Here is a 15771-nt window from a genome sequence, read left to right as displayed (position 1 = left end):
TGACCTGAACCCGCAAAAAGCCCGGATCCTGGCGATGGTCGCGCTGACCAAGACTCAAGACAGCAAAGAGCTGCAACGGATGTTCTGGGAATACTGATTCACCTCGCCCGACCTGATCAGGTCGGGCATCTGCTGCTACCACTCACCTGCTCTGGTGAGTGGTTCGATGCCTCTGATCCGCCCTACGCCACTTCACCCAGATTCTCAAAAAAGATATCAACCGGCCTATACCAAACGGGATAAATCGCTGTCAGAGGATTTTCTTGAATTTTAAGCAGTTGCGAAAATGCCCACAGTTAAATACTGTATGCACGTACAGCTTAATAAGGATTGTTCCGTGGCCAAACCCTCCGCAGCAGCAACTACACCCCCAAGCTCCTACGAGAGACTGGGATTACGTGTGCAGAAAATCATCAACTCCCCGAACGCACAGAAAGCCAAAGCCGCACTGATCTTCCGTCTCCCGGACGAGCCCGTGGATGAATGGGAGCGGCTGCTCGAAGAGATTGCCGAGAACGATAACGTCACCCTCGCCTATCGCGACGATGGCGGCGTGCACATTTTTTGGGTCGTGCCGCAGGAAGACTGAGTCAATGATTGTTCGTTTGTTTGCATTGCTCTGTCTCTTTATTGCAGTAAGCGCCCAGGCCGACGCCCCGCGTACGTTCAATGAAGCCAAAAAAGTCGCCTGGAAGCTGTATGCCCCGCAATCCACCGAGTTTTACTGCGGCTGCAAATACACCGGTAATCGTGTGAACCTTGCGGCCTGTGGCTATGTACCGCGAAAAAACGCCAACCGTGCCACGCGCATCGAATGGGAACACATTGTCCCGGCCTGGCAGATCGGTCATCAGCGCCAATGCTGGCAGCAAGGTGGGCGCAAAAACTGCACGCACAATGACCCGACCTACCAACGCGCCGAAGCGGATTTGCACAATCTGGTCCCAAGTATCGGCGAGGTGAATGGTGATAGGAGCAACTTCAGTTTTGGCTGGCTGCCGGTGCAATCCGGGCAGTACGGTTCATGCCTGACTCAAGTCGACTTCAAAGCCAAGAAAGTCATGCCCCGCCCCTCCATTCGCGGGATGATCGCGCGCACCTACTTCTACATGAGCAAACAGTACGGTTTGAGCCTGTCGAAGCAGGACCGCCAACTCTACGAAGCCTGGAATAAAACCTATCCTGTGCAGAAGTGGGAGCGCCAGCGCAATCAAAGCGTGGCGTGTGTGATGGGCCGCGGCAACGCGTTCGTCGGGCCGGTGGATATGAAAGCCTGCGGCTGAAGCACTGCACAAACGCAAAGGCCTCGATACATTGTGTCCGAGGCCTTTTTTTGTTTTCTGAATCGCCAGGATGATCGATTACTGAGCCGCGCTATGCTCAACCACCACTGACTCGACATTGAGCTTTTTGGCTCGATCCAGGCTGGCCGTCAGTTGCACTTGTTTGGCTTCGGCTTCGGCTTTCGAACTGAAAGGGCCAATCAGAATCCGCTCTTTACCGCCGCCCGTGCTCACATTGGAAACGAAGCCGTGTTCGATCAACCAGCCAGTGAGATCGCTCACCGCCTGCACGGTGCCTCCTTTAACTTCGACATCCCACTGTGGTGCTACCGCAGTCGCTGGGGCTTGTGAAGCCGGAGCAGCCGTAGACGCTGTCTTGTGCTCGACGCTGGCTCCTTCACCACATCCCGCCAGCACCAACACCGCCATTACCATCGCCAGTTTACGCACAGCTTTCCCCTCGAAAATTCAAGTCGACAATTTTATCACTCACGGCCGCCCCATGACCGCCCCCAAACCAGCCTTAAAACAACGAGAATGATGTTAATAGCCTCTGTATAGTTGCAGCCTGGAATTAATACAGCGGCTACGCGTCTGAAAGAGGCACCCACAGTGGCACTTCGCAGTAATCTATACATACTACCGACATCTGCATTATCTGAATCAGGTGCCCTACCAAGCAATCAAGGAGAAGATCATGCTGATACTCACCCGCAAAGTCGGTGAAAGCATAAACATCGGTGACGATATTACGATCACCATTCTGGGCGTTAGCGGCCAACAGGTCAGGATTGGCATCAACGCTCCGAAAGACGTCGCCGTACATCGCGAGGAAATTTATCAGCGTATCCAGGCAGGACTGACTGCGCCGGACAAACGCGAAACTCCCTGAACCTCATCAGTAGCCAGCCCTGCCTTTCATAGCAATGGCTGGCGAAAAACATGAGCGCGCTCTCGATTCGCCATTCCTTAATTTCAGCTCTCCGCCCCCTCTTTGGCAGCGGCACAGGTCCACGCCGCCACCGTCACTACAACCTGCTAACCAAACACCACCCCACGCGCCATTCCCGTCGCCGCCACCACCATGCCGATAAGCAGCAATGCTTCAATGTGGCTGATCCGGGCAAACAGCGTCGCGCGCCGAACATCAATCGAGCGCCCTCGACTCAAGGCGATCCGCCATTTGATTAAAGCGACCATCGGGGCGATCTCAAGAAGCAGGATGATGACGAACAGTGTCATCTTGAGATGAAACAGGGGCTGGTGCAGGTAATAGTCCGCGCCCTTTTCGTAGCCGCCAAAAGCGCGAATCCCACCAGTGACCAAAAGTATCGCCGCCGAGATTCCCCACCCGTTATCCGCGAGCAATACATTCCGGGTCTCTGTGGGACTCACAGCAACGCGACGCAAAGCCGCCCCGCGCGCGAGCACTGCCGCGAAACCCGTTGCAAATGCCAGAAGATGAATGGCCGCAAGAAACCAGTGTGCAAGCATCAAGGTGATCTCCAAACCATGAAAAAAAGAATATCGGCCTCAGAGTAGTAGCGCATAAAACACGGCGTTGCTTATTAGAGAAAAAACCAGACTTGAAGAGGCATCAAAGGTGTAGGGGCGGACGTCGATCTGATGTCCAGGAGGAAGGCTTGAACAGAAACGAAACAGAATCGACCACAAAAAAGAGCCCCCCTTTCAGATCGCCCTTCTAGACTCCAACACAGAAGCGCTAAAGGTTCCTGGAAGTACTAGCCCTCAATAGCGAGTCATTCCCACCCCTATGACCTGAGTACACAAAACCATGTGTGAATCATGTGATTCAAACCCCATACCGAATGCAAATGATCGCCGTCGATTTCTTCGGCTTGCCGGACTAGGAGCAGGCGCTCTCCTATTTGCCGGTGCGCTGCCCGACAAGATCGTCCAGGCCGCCGAGAAAGCCGCCCCTCCCCCAAAACCACAAAACTCAATCAGTCCTGACATGGCTCTTCAAAGGCTTATGAAGGGGAATGAACGATATGTTAAGGGGACCTCCAAGACACATGATTTCAAGTCCGAGCGAGAAGCCTTGGTCTCAGGCCAGAACCCATTCGTGTCAGTACTGAGTTGCTCCGACTCCCGTATCGCCCCTGAGTACGCCTTTGACACTGCTCGAGGAGACCTTTTCGCCATACGCGTCGCTGGCAATTTCGTCTCAGATGAAGGTTTAGCAAGCCTTGAATACTCTGTCGTGGTGCTTGGCGCACCACTGATCCTCGTGCTGGGACATGAAGACTGCGGCGCCATCACCGCAGGCATAAAGGCAGTAAAAGATCACACCGTTTTCCCTGGCCAAATCCAAAAATTGGCTGACGCACTTAAGCCTTCTATCGAGAAAGTGCTTGATAAGCCGGGGAGTCTTCTCGACAACGCTGTAGCACAAAATGTTAAAGACTCGGTTAACAGCCTCAAGAATGCCTCGCCACTTCTAACAGATGCGCTCAGCAAGGGAACGTTGAAAATAGTGGGCGGCGTCTACCGCCTTGCAAGTGGCAAAGTAGAACTGATCGCCTGACTCAGGGGAGTTGCAAAAGCTTTGCAAATCGCAGACAACAAAAAAGGGCCCACCTTTCGGTGAGCCCTTCTAGACCGCCCAGCAGAGCGGATTTTGTTTGGTAGGCGCGATTGGACTCGAACCAACGACCCCCACCATGTCAAGGTGGTGCTCTAACCAACTGAGCTACGTGCCTGCTGTGAGGCGGCATTCTACGGAATTCCGAAGGGGTGTCAACACCTTTTTTGCAGCTAAGCCTATGAATATGCGAATTTTTTATTTTCAAGTCTGCAAAGAAGATTTTTAGCTGGCTGGCAGCCGTTTTTTAACTCAGGTAGGATCAATGCACTCGTAAAAAATATTAAACAGAGGCTGCAGGATGGCGAACACCCCCTACCCGGATTCCTATTATGCGGCATCGGCTAACGCGGTTCCGCCGCGCCCTTCGTTGCAGGATGACGTAGAGACTGATGTCTGTGTGATCGGTGCTGGCTACACCGGCCTCTCCAGTGCACTGTTTTTGCTGGAGAACGGTTTTCGGGTGACGGTCCTGGAAGCGGCCAAGGTCGGCTTCGGCGCTTCGGGCCGCAATGGCGGCCAGATCGTCAACAGCTACAGCCGTGATATCGATGTGATCGAGCGCAGCGTCGGCCCCAAACAGGCTCAGTTGCTCGGTCAAATGGCGTTCGAGGGTGGCAAGATCATTCGTGAGCGCGTAGCCAAATACCAGATCCAGTGCGACCTGAAGGACGGCGGCGTGTTCGCCGCAATCACCAGCAAACAGATGGGGCACTTGGAGTCGCAGAAGCGCCTCTGGGAGCGTTATGGCCACACCCAACTGGAACTGCTGGACCAGCGCCGTATACGCGAAGTGGTGGCCTGCGATCAGTACGTGGGCGGTATGCTCGACATGAGTGGCGGGCATGTCCACCCGCTCAACCTCGTCCTTGGCGAAGCCGCTGCCGTGGAATCGCTGGGCGGAACCATCCATGAACAGTCACCGGCGGTGCGCATCGAGCGCGGCGCCAATCCGGTCGTGCATACGCCGCAAGGCAACGTCAGGGCCAAGTTCATCATCGTCGCCGGCAACGCCTACCTGGGCAACCTGGTGCCTGAGCTGGCAGCCAAGTCGATGCCCTGCGGCACCCAGGTCATTACCACCGAACCCCTGAGTGATGAATTGGCAAAAAGCCTGTTGCCACAGGATTACTGTGTCGAAGACTGCAACTACCTGCTCGACTACTACCGACTCTCGGGCGACAAGCGCCTGATCTTCGGCGGCGGCGTGGTCTATGGTGCGCGGAATCCTGCGAATATCGAAGCGACCATTCGACCGAAGATGCTCAAGGCCTTCCCACAACTCAAGGATGTGAAGATCGACTATGCGTGGACCGGTAACTTCCTGCTGACCTTATCGCGCCTTCCGCAAGTCGGCCGCTTGGGCGACAACATCTATTACTCGCAGGGCTGTAGCGGCCATGGCGTGACCTACACCCACCTGGCAGGCAAAGTCCTGGCCGAAGCGTTGCGTGGTCAGGCAGAGCGCTTTGACGCCTTTGCCGACCTGCCACACTACCCTTTCCCTGGCGGACAATTACTGCGCACACCATTCGCCGCACTAGGCGCCTGGTATTACGGCCTGCGGGACAAGTACGACTTCTGATAGAAGCCCTGTCAGGCTCTGCAAAAAAGTCCCGTCTTTTCGGCTAAGTATATCTATTCAAATCCGCGCCAGCGCCTGGGCCAGGTCGGCGCGCAGGTCTTCGACATCCTCGACACCCACTGACAAACGCACCAGCGCATCGCCGATGCCGAGCTGCGCGCGGGTGCCTGCGGGGATGCTGGCGTGGGTCATGATCGCCGGGTGCTCGATCAGGCTTTCCACCCCGCCCAAACTCTCGGCCAAGGCGAAGATTCGCACACTCTCGAGGAAGCGCTTGGTGCCGGCCAGGTCGCTGTTCAGGTCGAGGGAAATCATCCCGCCGAATCCGCGCATCTGCCGCAGCGCCAGTTCGTGCTGCGGGTGCGACGGCAGGCCCGGATAATAGACGCGCGCCACCTGCGGTTGATGCGCAAGCCATTGCGCCAGCTCCAGCGCGTTGCTGCAGTGGCGTTCCATGCGCAGCGCCAGGGTCTTCACTCCGCGCAGGGTGAGAAAAGCGTCGAACGGCCCAGCGATAGCCCCCACCGCGTTCTGCAGGAAGCCCAGGCGCTCGGCCAGCTCGAAGTTCTGCCCGACCACCGCGATGCCGCCGATCACGTCGGAGTGGCCGTTCAGGTACTTGGTCGTCGAGTGCAGCACGATATCGAAGCCCAGCTCCAGCGGGCGCTGTATCCACGGGCTGGCAAAGGTGTTGTCGGCCACACAGATGATTCCTCGCTCGCGGCAGGTGCGTGCGACGGCGGCGAGGTCAGTGAGGCGCAGCAAGGGATTGCTTGGCGTCTCGACCATGACCATGCGCGTGTCGTCCTGCAGCGCCGCTTCGAATGCCGCCAGGTCTGCCAGGTCGACGAAACTGAAGCGATGCCCGGCGCTGCGCCGGCGCACCTTGTCGAACAGCCGGAAAGTACCGCCGTACAGGTCATTGCCGGAGACGATGTGCGCGCCAGTGTCGAGCAGTTCGAGCACGGTGGAGATCGTCGCCAGCCCGGAGGCGAAGGCGAAGGCCTGGGTACCGCCCTCGAGGTCTGCCACGCAACGCTCCAGCGCCCAGCGCGTGGGGTTGTGCGAGCGCCCGTAGTCGAGGCCCTTGTGCACACCGGGGCTCTGCTGCAAGTAGGTGGAGTTGGCGTAAATCGGCGCCATCAGCGCCCCGGTGGAAGGGTCCGGCACCTGTCCGGCATGGATCACACGGGTGGCGAAGGCGCGTGGCGCGGCGGTTTCATCGTGCTGACTCATGAGAGGGATCTCCGTAAATGATTGAGCATGTCGACGCGGGTAATCAGGCCGTGGAAGCCCGAGGTGTCGGCGATGATCGCCACCAGCCCACGGTCGAGCACCACCTCCAGTTCAGCCAGACTGGCGCCGGGAAGCAGGGTTTCCAGCTTGTCGGTCATCGCGCTGGCCACGGCCATACGGAAGTGCGAAGCGTCTTCGTGGACGCCAAGCAGAATATCGGACTCGTCGATCACGCCGACCAGCCGCTGTCCGTCCACCAGCACCGGCAGTTGCGACACATCAGCCAGGCGCATGCGCTGGAAGGCGGTGAGCAGCGTATCGTCCGGGCCCACACTGATCACCCGACCATCCTCGAAGCGCCGCGCGATCAGGTCGCGCAGATCGCCGTAGCGCTTGCGCGCAAGCAGGCCCTGATCAGTCATCCACTGGTCGTTGTAGACCTTCGACAGGTAGCGGGTGCCGGTGTCGCAGACGAAACTGACCACCCGCTTCGGTTCGGTTTGCTCGCGGCAGTAGCGCAGGGCCGCTGCCAGCAATGTGCCGGTTGAAGAGCCGCCGAGAATGCCTTCGGCGCGCAGCAGTTGGCGGGCGTGATCGAAGCTTTCCTCGTCGCTGATCGAATAGGCCTGGCGCACGCTGGAAAGGTCGGCAATAGACGGAATGAAGTCTTCGCCGATGCCCTCCACCGCCCAGGAACCCGGCGTACCGAGGGTACCGCTGCGGCTGTATTCGGCGACCACCGAGCCGAGCGGATCGGCCAGCACCATGACCAGGTTCGGCTGCACACGGCGAAAGAAGCGGGTCAGCCCGGTCAGCGTGCCGGCCGAACCGACACCGACGACGATGGCATCCAGATCATGCTGAGTCTGCGCCCAGATCTCCGGAGCGGTGCTGCACTCGTGGGCCAGCGGGTTGGCCGGGTTGTTGAACTGATCGGCGAAGAAGGCGTCGGGAATCTCCCGCGCCAGCCGCGCAGCAACGTCCTGGTAGTACTCGGGATGGCCCTTGCCGACGTCGGAGCGAGTGATGTGCACCTCGGCGCCCATCGCCTTGAGGTGCAGGACCTTCTCGGTGGACATCTTGTCCGGCACCACCAACACCACCCGGTAACCCTTGGCACGGCCGACCAGGGCCAGGCCGAGGCCGGTGTTACCGGCGGTGGCCTCGACGATGGTGCCGCCGGGTCGCAGACGACCATCGCGCTCGGCGGCGTCGATCATCGCCAACCCGATGCGATCCTTGATCGAACCGCCGGGGTTCTGCGATTCGAGCTTGAGAAACAGCGTACACGGGCCGGTATCGAAGCGGCTGACGCGCACCAGTGGCGTATTGCCGATTAGTTCGAGCACGGCGGGACGGGAGTCGTTCGGCATGTCATCACCTCGCTACGGGAATCCACACTGGATGGACAGCAACCTGCGGCGAGTCATTGCGCGCCAGTCGCCGACAATACCTCGCTTGGAACATAGGCCGGGATTGCGCCACCCGCAACCGTCGACAGCCAGCCGGTAGCGTCGTCGCCGGAACGACAAAACCTGTCGCAAGCTGCTGCATGTCAGCGCGCCTTGTGCTCAGTCGCAGCATCCGCCGTCAACTGCTCGATCTGACTGAGTACCAAATCGGCCGGCTGCCCGCCCCAGGCCTGACGCAAGTAGTTGAGCAGATCGGCCAATTGCTGATTGTCCAACTTGCCGGAGAAACCCGGCATCGGCTGCATGCGCTCGAAACCGGCGAACTGCTGCTCGCCAATACCCTCCTCGATCACCCGCGACAGATTGCGCGGGTCTTCCAGGCGCAAAGTGGTATTGCCTTGCATCGCGACTGCAATATGCGGTTTGCCTTCGCCGGCAACGCCATGACATCCGGCACACACGTTCAGGTAATCCTGGCGACCGCGTTGCGCACTCTCAGTCATTTTTGCCAGCGGCACTTCGGCCAGCACCTTGGCCTGCGGAGGCTGATCGCCCAACAGGTAAGTCGCCATGGCCGCCAGGTCCGGGTCATTGAGATTCTGGGTGCTGTTGTGGAACACCGGGAACATTTCATTGAACATCGTGCCCTGCGCGCTCATGCCGTGCTTGAGGAATGAGCGCAGGTCTTGATGCGTCCAGCCCCGTGCAGCCAGATCATTGGCGAGCAGACTTGGCGCCAAGTAACCATTGAGCAGGCCGCCAGTCAGGCGCTTGCCCTGTTGCATGGCACCGGGCAAGCCGCGAGGTGTGTGGCATTCGCCGCAATGGCCGAGCACATCGACCATGTACTGCCCGCGCTTCCACGCTTCGCTTTTGCCGTCGGCTGGCGCGAGCTTGACGTCTTTGCCATAAAGCATGTTCCAACCCATCAGCCCCAAGCGCACGTTGAACGGAAAGCTCAGGCTGGTCACCGGCGCTGCGCGATTGATGGGTTCAACCGTCATCAGGTAAGCGTGGATCGCATCGGCATCTTCACGGGGCATCAGGTGATACGAAGTGTAGGGCATCGCCGGATAAAGGTTGGCGCCATCACGACGCTTGCCTTCGGTCAGCGCGGCGAAAAATTCATCATCGCTATACAGGCCAATGCCGTGCTCCTTATCCGGGGTGATGTTGGTGCCATAGAGGGTGCCAAACGGTGAAACGATAGGCAGGCCACCGGCGTAGGGTGCACCGCCGGGCGCGGTATGGCAGGCCATGCAGTCGGCCGCCCGCGCCAGGTATTCGCCGCGATTGATCTGCTGCTGATCTGCCGCCTGGACCCGCTGGAAGGACATCAGCGAAACGCTCAGGCCGACCACTGCAGCCATGCCGGAAAGTAGTCGCGCCATGCTCAACCCTCCTTGACCAGGCCGAGATCGGTCAGCACATTGCGCGTGGCACTGTAATAGCGCACGTAACCGGTGCAGCGGCAGATGTGATGACCGAGGCTGTCTTCGATCACCTGTTCCAGCTCGCTCTTCTTGATCGGCTGACGCTGGAGTTTCTCCACCAGCACGGTGGCGGCGTTGACGAAGCCGGGCGCGCAGTAACTGCACTGAAAGGCGAACTCATCAACGAAGCGCTGCTGGATCGGGTTCAGCTCAGTAACCTTGCCGCTTTCGTCACGGCTGGCGTGACCTTCGATCGTGCGCACTTTCTTGCCTTCGAAGTAATGTGCCCCCGTGATGCAGGTGCGCACTTCTTCGCTGGTGCCGTCGGGATTGTCGACTATCACCACGCAGGCGTGGCAGATGCCCTGGCCGCAGCCCAGGCGTGAGCCGGTGAGGTTTCGGTATTCGTGAAGGTAATCGATCATCGGCAGATCATCAGGGACTTCCACTGGACCGACGGATTGACCATTGAGGGTCAGTCGAAGCGGACGGTTAGCCATTGAGAGCCTCCTTGATGCGCGCTGGAGTGATAGGCAAGTCGCGAACGCGTTTGCCGATAGCGTGGGCCACGGCATTGCCGATGGCGCCAACCACTGGAATCATCACTACCTCGGCAATGCCCTTGGACGGATCACTTGGCGACAATGGAGGAAGGATTTCCGAGGTCTGTTTCCAGACGGCAACATCCTTGGCCCGCGGCAAGCGGTAGCGGTTGAAGTTCCAGTCACCCTCCCCCGGTCCGCCTTCGTACAACGGCATTTCTTCCAGCAACGCGTGGCCGATCCCCATGGCGATACCGCCTTCGAGCTGACCTTTGACCAATTCAGGCACCAGAACCCGACCACATTCGAGCCAGGAGTGATGGTTGAGGACTTGCACCTCACCCGAACCTTTATTCACTTTCAACTCGACCAACGTCGCCACAGGGCTGTAGTAGGTCACCGCCGCATTGTTTAACTGAGTGGCCGGATAGGCGATGCTCTGTCGATCCAGCAGATGGAAGCCGGCGCTGTTCATTTGTGCCTTCTTCACACTCGGCGCGCCGTCGCCATATCTGACCGCCAGACCATCAAGCGGTAGACGCTCACGCACACCGTCGATGCTGTACTCAGCCTCGGCCCAGCTCCAGCGATTGAAACCATGCACGGTTGCCCCTGTCACCAGCCCCCGTTCATGGGCACGTTTGGCCAACACCGCAAATGGCAATGGCTCCATACCGTTGGCCGTCAGTTTGCCGTCCACCCAATGAGCATCCTCACGACGCACGACATAGGGGTTGGCCTGGCCACCGAACGGACCTTGTCGCCAGATCTCCAGCGCTACCGGCCACAACCCATGATTGAAAAGCACCCGCGCAGCTTCACGGGTGGCATGACTGAAGTAGTACGCCGAGTTGGTCGCGGACGACGCCGAAGCCAACTTGCCGACCCAACGTGGGTTGCTCAAAGCCGCATCTTGCTCGGCCTGGCTCATGGTGTACGGGTTACCGCCACTGGTCAGCTGAAGTTCACTCCAGTCGGTTTCACCGGTTTTCACTTCGCTTGCCGGACTACCGAGGAAATCGGCAACCACCAAGGCCTGAGAGGTCGACATGCCCGTGCCAATTTCGATACCAATGTGGCGCAAGGTAATGTGCCCCTCGGCCGTAAACTCAACGCTGGCCATTGGTGCTTCCGAGCCGGTACCGAAATCTTTCTGGCAGATAGCAAAACCAACCCCATACCAATTGTCGGGATCTTGCGCGTCGAACTGCTTCTTGCGCTCGTTCCGGTTTTTCCAGACGTCGTGAACGGCCGCCTTCTCAAGTATTTCGTGCAGCCGCAAGGCGCCCGCCGGCACAGCGCCCTGAGTGTTCTTCATCCCGGACAGCAGCGCGTTCTTCTTGCGCAAATCGATGGCGTCGATACCCAGGCGACCGGCAATCTCATCCACCATCATTTCAGTAGACGCCATGCTTTGAAGGGTGCCGTAACCGCGCATAGAACCCGCTTCGACACCCCGCGAGTGATAGGCGGTAACCTGCAAGTCATTCTGCGGCATGTAGTAAATCGACTGAGCCGCCGTAGCGCCGACCGCGGCTACGGAAGAGCTGTAGTTGGCGCGCCCGCCACCGTCGACGCTCATTTCGGCCCGAAAGATCTTGAAGCTGTAATCCTGCTTGTCCACTGCCAGCTGGTAGCGGATATCGAAGGAATGACGCTTGATGCCGCTCTGGAACTGCTCATAGCGGTCATTGGCCAGCCGTACCGGCACACCTGCGCCATACAACGCCGCCAACGCCGCGTAGTAAACGAATATGTTGTGATCCTTGGAACCGTAACCGACGGTATAGCCAGGATGCATATTGAGTGCGCTCAAACCAAAACGTGAAGGCGCGATCATTTTCGCCGTTTCAGTCGCCGCTTCGAGTGGGCATTGGGTCGCAACGACAAAGTGCAGGGTCTTGCTTACCGGGTCGTACCAACCATTACCGTTATCCGGCTCCATGGCGGCGGGCTCGATGGAAGGCGTTTTGTAACGCTCGTCAAAGACCAGCCACCCCTCTGGCGGGGTTTCCAGTTGCTGCTTCATACGATCGGCATAAAACAACCCGCGCTCGGTCAAGTTGCCGCGCAGGTCGGGCTGGGAATTCCACACCGGACGACGGTTGCGAATCATCGGGAACAGGATCGAGTCCTTGAGGCTAGCGAACTCGTCTTCATCAGCTGACGTCGCGCCGCCCACTCGCACATAACGGAAGCTGCCGTAGGGATCACCTTCGTAATAGGGCACCTTGGCGCCGTAGCGAATGGCCTTGTCATTGAATTTAAGTTTGGCCTTGGCCTGACGAAAGCGTTCGAAGTCGTTCCAAATCAGGATCGCCACCGGATGACCGATGAACATTGGCACCTTGCCAGCAGGCAGCAGCGGATCGGGCGCGTGATCTTGCGGAAAAACGATGCCGTCCTTGTCCAGGTCTTCGGCGGTGACGATACGGTCTGGCTGCAACTCGGCGCCCAGCAACGACAGGTCATAGCCATCGTAAATACGATCTGCACGGATGGTTTTCAGCAACATGGCGTGGCCCTGCTGTTGCGGCCAGCCGGGCATATCCCTGGAGCGGATGTCGCGGGCAAACACTTTGCTGCCGCACACCTTGGACAAGGCATCGTTACGAAAGCGCGCCTTGCCGTCAGTGCCGAGCCATTGCTCAGACGGGACAGTCACGCTGTTTTCCATCAAGGCAGCTAAAGCCTGGCTACTGAGCGGTGTCAGCGTAACGCTGACGCCCGCAATCAACCCGCCCTGAAGGAACGAGCGCCGGGATATCTCACGGTTGGACATGGAGCATCCTCAGGACGGTATGCATTGCGTCCTTGTCTTTATGTACTGGAGAACTTCAGGTCATGCAGAAACCCTTGCTGACGATGCAAAGGGAAATAGTAGAAGTGCTTTGAGTACAGCAGATGCCCAGCCATCGGTCGCAAGAAAACCGAGCGAGGCGCTTGAGCTGACAGACGGCGCGCCTTACGTCGATTTCACGGGCTTTTTTGTTTAAAGAATTTGCTTAAAGAAGCAGGAGAGGAAAAGCACAAATTTTGGACACAAAAAACCCCGGTCTTTCGACCAGGGTCTTTGCTATCAATCAGAAGAAGCCAGTGGCTCTCTTCGTAGCTTCAAGGCGTTCAGTGGGCCTTGAGGCAGATATGGCGCAGCGGACGGGACTCGAACCCGCGACCCCCGGCGTGACAGGCCGGTATTCTAACCGACTGAACTACCGCTGCGTATCGCTTGGACTTGCGTCCATTTGAACCTTTGAAATCGTCTGACTGGAAAGCTTCGAGGCTTTTCAATCTCAAACCCGGTAAACCGGGTCTGGAAAATATGGCGCAGCGGACGGGACTCGAACCCGCGACCCCCGGCGTGACAGGCCGGTATTCTAACCGACTGAACTACCGCTGCGCGTCGGTGGAGGCTTTTAACAGCTTCCGTCTTGCTTTCGCAAAACTCTCAAGAAGTGGTGGGTGATGACGGGATCGAACCGCCGACCCTCTGCTTGTAAGGCAGATGCTCTCCCAGCTGAGCTAATCACCCTTTGCTTCGTTGAGGCCGCGAAATTTACGCAGATACCGAAGCTAAGTCAATACCCTGCTTGAAGTTTTTCTGAAAAAGACAAAATTGGTTCATCTTTCCCGCACAGCCTTTCATTCGAACAGCTCGATCGCGCAAGCCTCATCGCGATGCACGCTGCGCTCCTACTGATAAACCATCTTCTTGGTCATGCCACCGTCGACCACAAACTCCTGGCCAGTAACAAAACCTGCATTCCTCGACAGCAGCCAGGCCACCATCGCCGCCACGTCCTCCACTGTCCCCACCCTGCCCGCCGGGTGCTGAGCATGATCAGCTTCCGTGAGCGGCTCTGCACGGCGTACAGCCGGGTCTCGAGCATCGATCCACCCAGGGCTGACCGCATTGACCCGAATCTCCGGCCCAAGACTGATCGCCAGCGCATGGGTCAGCGCCAGCAGCCCGCCCTTGCTCGCCGCGTAAGCCTCGGTATCCGGCTCCGACTGTCCAGCCCGGGTCGAGGCCAGATTGACGATCGCACCCGAGTGAGCACGCAGGTAAGGTGCACAGTGCTTGGCCAGCAGCATCGGCCCGCTCAGATTCACCGCCAGAACACGATTCCAGTAAGCCAGATCAAGACTTTCCAGAGTGATATTGTGCGGATCGGCCACCGCTGCATTGCAGACCAGCGCATCAAGACGCCCGAACTGACCGAGCACCTCGGCAACGCCCAAGGCGACCTGCCGCTCGTCCGCCACATCCATGGTAATGAACCAGGCGGTTTCACCGAGAACCTTGGCAACCTTTGAACCGCGCACGCGATCAAGGTCTGTCAACACCACCTGCCAGCCTTCGCTGATCAGCCAGGCCGCAATTCCCAGACCAATGCCACGCGCCGCGCCAGTAACCAGCGCGACACGACCATTGGTGCTAGCCGCCTCCACGGACATCTCGATCACAAAGCAGCCAGTCCGCGCGCCAGATCCGCCTGCAGGTCAGCGACATCTTCCAGACCGACCGCAATACGGATCAAGCTGTCACGAATGCCTGCCGCTTCACGCTCTTGCGGAGCCAGACGGCCGTGAGAGGTGGTGCTCGGATGGGTAATGGTGGTTTTGCTGTCACCCAGGTTCGCGGTGATCGAAATCAGTCGGGTTGCATCAATGAAGCGCCAGGCGCCCTCTTTGCCACCCTTGACCTCGAAACTCACCACCGCACCGAAGCCACGCTGCTGACGCTGGGCCAACTCATGCTGCGGATGGCTCTTCAGACCGGCGTAATGCACCTTCTCGATACCGTCCTGCTGCTCCAGCCACTCTGCAAGGATCTGAGCGTTGGCGCAGTGAGCACGCATACGCAGACTCAAGGTTTCCAGCCCCTTGAGGAAGATCCAGGCATTGAACGGGCTCAGGGTCGGCCCGGCGGTACGCAGAAAGCCGACCACTTCTTTCATCTGCTCGCCGCGACCGGCAACCACGCCGCCCATGCAACGGCCCTGGCCATCGATGAACTTGGTGGCCGAATGCACCACCACATCCGCACCCAGCTTCAACGGCTGTTGCAATGCCGGCGTGCAGAAGCAGTTGTCGACGACCAGCATCGCGCCTTTGGCATGGGCAATCTCGGACAATGCCGCGATATCCACCAATTCGGCCAACGGATTAGACGGTGATTCAACGAACAACAATTTGGTATTGGCCTTGATGGCCGCATCCCAGCCGGACAACTCCGCTAGGGGCACGTAATCGACTTCAATACCAAAACGTTTGAAATACTTTTCGAACAGACTGATGGTCGAGCCAAACACGCTGCGCGACACCAGCACATGATCACCGGCGCTGCACAAGCTCATGACCACCGCAAGGATCGCCGCCATACCGGTTGCCGTGGCAACCGCTTGTTCGGCTCCCTCGAGGGCTGCGATACGCTCTTCGAACGCCCGCACCGTCGGGTTGGTATAACGCGAGTAGACATTGCCCGGCACTTCACCAGAGAACCGTGCGGCCGCATCGGCGGCCGTGCGGAACACGTAGCTGGAGGTGAAGAACATCGGATCACCGTGCTCGCCTTCCGGCGTACGGTGCTGACCGGCGCGCACGGCCAGGGTATCGAAAGCTACGCCGTCGAGGTCGCTGTCCAGCCGACCGGCATCCCAATCCTGACTCAT

At 58.6% G+C, this 15771-nt stretch carries 15 protein-coding genes and 4 tRNA genes; 6 read left to right on the top strand and 13 right to left on the bottom strand.

Translation table 11 applies throughout. The annotated features are described in order from the left end of the window. The 3 genes from ACN1C3_RS19140 to ACN1C3_RS19130 all read left to right on the top strand — a co-directional run. Nucleotides 1-97 (top strand): hypothetical protein (locus ACN1C3_RS19140; protein ID WP_419117329.1); only part of this gene is annotated, 97 nt, incomplete at its 5' end. Nucleotides 98-286: 189 nt separating this feature from the next. Next, nucleotides 287-589: a DUF1654 domain-containing protein gene (locus tag ACN1C3_RS19135; RefSeq protein ID WP_419117322.1), complete on the top strand. Its 303-nt coding sequence runs from the start codon at nucleotides 287-289 to the stop codon at nucleotides 587-589. A 4-nt stretch (nucleotides 590-593) separates the two neighbouring features. Beyond that, the gene (locus ACN1C3_RS19130) at nucleotides 594-1283 is read left to right on the top strand and encodes an endonuclease (protein ID WP_419117321.1); all 690 of its coding nucleotides are present in this window, start codon (nucleotides 594-596) and stop codon (nucleotides 1281-1283) included. Nucleotides 1284-1361: 78 nt separating this feature from the next. Here the strand turns inward: ACN1C3_RS19130 and ACN1C3_RS19125 are convergent, their stop codons facing one another. Beyond that, nucleotides 1362-1733 (bottom strand): SPOR domain-containing protein, encoded by a 372-nt coding sequence (locus tag ACN1C3_RS19125; protein WP_419117320.1) that lies wholly within the window; start codon nucleotides 1731-1733, stop codon nucleotides 1362-1364. A 247-nt stretch (nucleotides 1734-1980) separates the two neighbouring features. On the opposite strand from ACN1C3_RS19125, the gene csrA reads away from it, so the two are divergent. Continuing rightward, entirely contained in the window at nucleotides 1981-2175 is a 195-nt protein-coding gene (gene csrA / locus ACN1C3_RS19120) for a carbon storage regulator CsrA (protein ID WP_007920550.1), read from the top strand. Nucleotides 2176-2321: 146 nt separating this feature from the next. Here the strand turns inward: csrA and ACN1C3_RS19115 are convergent, their stop codons facing one another. Then, nucleotides 2322-2777: a DUF2214 family protein gene (locus tag ACN1C3_RS19115; RefSeq protein WP_419117319.1), complete on the bottom strand. Its 456-nt coding sequence runs from the start codon at nucleotides 2775-2777 to the stop codon at nucleotides 2322-2324. Nucleotides 2778-3078: 301 nt separating this feature from the next. Here ACN1C3_RS19115 and ACN1C3_RS19110 point away from each other — a divergent pair, with 301 nt between their 5' ends. Then, nucleotides 3079-3831, top strand: a complete 753-nt coding sequence (locus ACN1C3_RS19110) for a carbonic anhydrase (RefSeq protein WP_419117318.1) — start codon at nucleotides 3079-3081, stop codon at nucleotides 3829-3831. A 98-nt stretch (nucleotides 3832-3929) separates the two neighbouring features. Here the strand turns inward: ACN1C3_RS19110 and ACN1C3_RS19105 are convergent. Continuing rightward, nucleotides 3930-4006: transfer RNA gene (locus ACN1C3_RS19105), tRNA-Val, on the bottom strand. Nucleotides 4007-4189: 183 nt separating this feature from the next. Between ACN1C3_RS19105 and ACN1C3_RS19100 the strand changes: the two genes are divergently transcribed. Beyond that, a complete protein-coding gene (locus ACN1C3_RS19100) occupies nucleotides 4190-5473 on the top strand; it encodes an NAD(P)/FAD-dependent oxidoreductase (protein WP_419117317.1) in 1284 nt (427 codons plus the stop codon). A gap of 57 nt (nucleotides 5474-5530) precedes the next feature. On the opposite strand, the gene ACN1C3_RS19095 is transcribed toward ACN1C3_RS19100, so the two are convergent. From ACN1C3_RS19095 to ACN1C3_RS19050, 10 genes are all read right to left on the bottom strand, one after another. Further along, nucleotides 5531-6709 carry a trans-sulfuration enzyme family protein gene (locus tag ACN1C3_RS19095; protein ID WP_419117316.1) on the bottom strand — a complete coding sequence of 393 codons (1179 nt, stop codon included), beginning with the start codon at nucleotides 6707-6709 and terminating at the stop codon, nucleotides 5531-5533. Beyond that, the gene (locus tag ACN1C3_RS19090; RefSeq protein ID WP_419117315.1) at nucleotides 6706-8082 is read right to left on the bottom strand and encodes a pyridoxal-phosphate dependent enzyme; all 1377 of its coding nucleotides are present in this window, start codon (nucleotides 8080-8082) and stop codon (nucleotides 6706-6708) included. Before ACN1C3_RS19090 ends, ACN1C3_RS19095 begins: the two co-directional genes overlap by 4 nt. Before the next feature lie 182 nt (nucleotides 8083-8264). Then, nucleotides 8265-9512, bottom strand: coding sequence for a c-type cytochrome (locus ACN1C3_RS19085; RefSeq protein WP_419117314.1), 1248 nt, complete (start codon nucleotides 9510-9512; stop codon nucleotides 8265-8267). A 2-nt stretch (nucleotides 9513-9514) separates the two neighbouring features. Further along, entirely contained in the window at nucleotides 9515-10054 is a 540-nt protein-coding gene (locus ACN1C3_RS19080) for a (2Fe-2S)-binding protein (protein ID WP_419117313.1), read from the bottom strand. Beyond that, the gene (locus ACN1C3_RS19075) at nucleotides 10047-12878 is read right to left on the bottom strand and encodes a xanthine dehydrogenase family protein molybdopterin-binding subunit (protein ID WP_419117312.1); all 2832 of its coding nucleotides are present in this window, start codon (nucleotides 12876-12878) and stop codon (nucleotides 10047-10049) included. The genes ACN1C3_RS19080 and ACN1C3_RS19075 overlap by 8 nt, the downstream gene beginning before the upstream one ends. A 363-nt stretch (nucleotides 12879-13241) precedes the next feature. Further along, a tRNA-Asp gene (locus tag ACN1C3_RS19070) sits at nucleotides 13242-13318 on the bottom strand. A gap of 101 nt (nucleotides 13319-13419) precedes the next feature. Beyond that, a tRNA-Asp gene (locus ACN1C3_RS19065) sits at nucleotides 13420-13496 on the bottom strand. A gap of 56 nt (nucleotides 13497-13552) precedes the next feature. After that, nucleotides 13553-13628, bottom strand: a tRNA-Val gene (locus tag ACN1C3_RS19060). Nucleotides 13629-13789: 161 nt separating this feature from the next. Next, nucleotides 13790-14554 carry an SDR family oxidoreductase gene (locus tag ACN1C3_RS19055; protein ID WP_419117328.1) on the bottom strand — a complete coding sequence of 255 codons (765 nt, stop codon included), beginning with the start codon at nucleotides 14552-14554 and terminating at the stop codon, nucleotides 13790-13792. Between the two features lie 5 nt (nucleotides 14555-14559). Continuing rightward, nucleotides 14560-15771 (bottom strand): O-succinylhomoserine sulfhydrylase, encoded by a 1212-nt coding sequence (locus tag ACN1C3_RS19050; protein ID WP_419117311.1) that lies wholly within the window; start codon nucleotides 15769-15771, stop codon nucleotides 14560-14562.

The sequence above is a fragment of the Pseudomonas sp. H11T01 genome (assembly GCF_048515765.1).
GTDB lineage: Bacteria > Pseudomonadota > Gammaproteobacteria > Pseudomonadales > Pseudomonadaceae > Aquipseudomonas.
The sequence above is the reverse complement of the archived record's forward strand: the minus strand, read 5'-3'. Positions and strand labels throughout refer to the sequence as shown.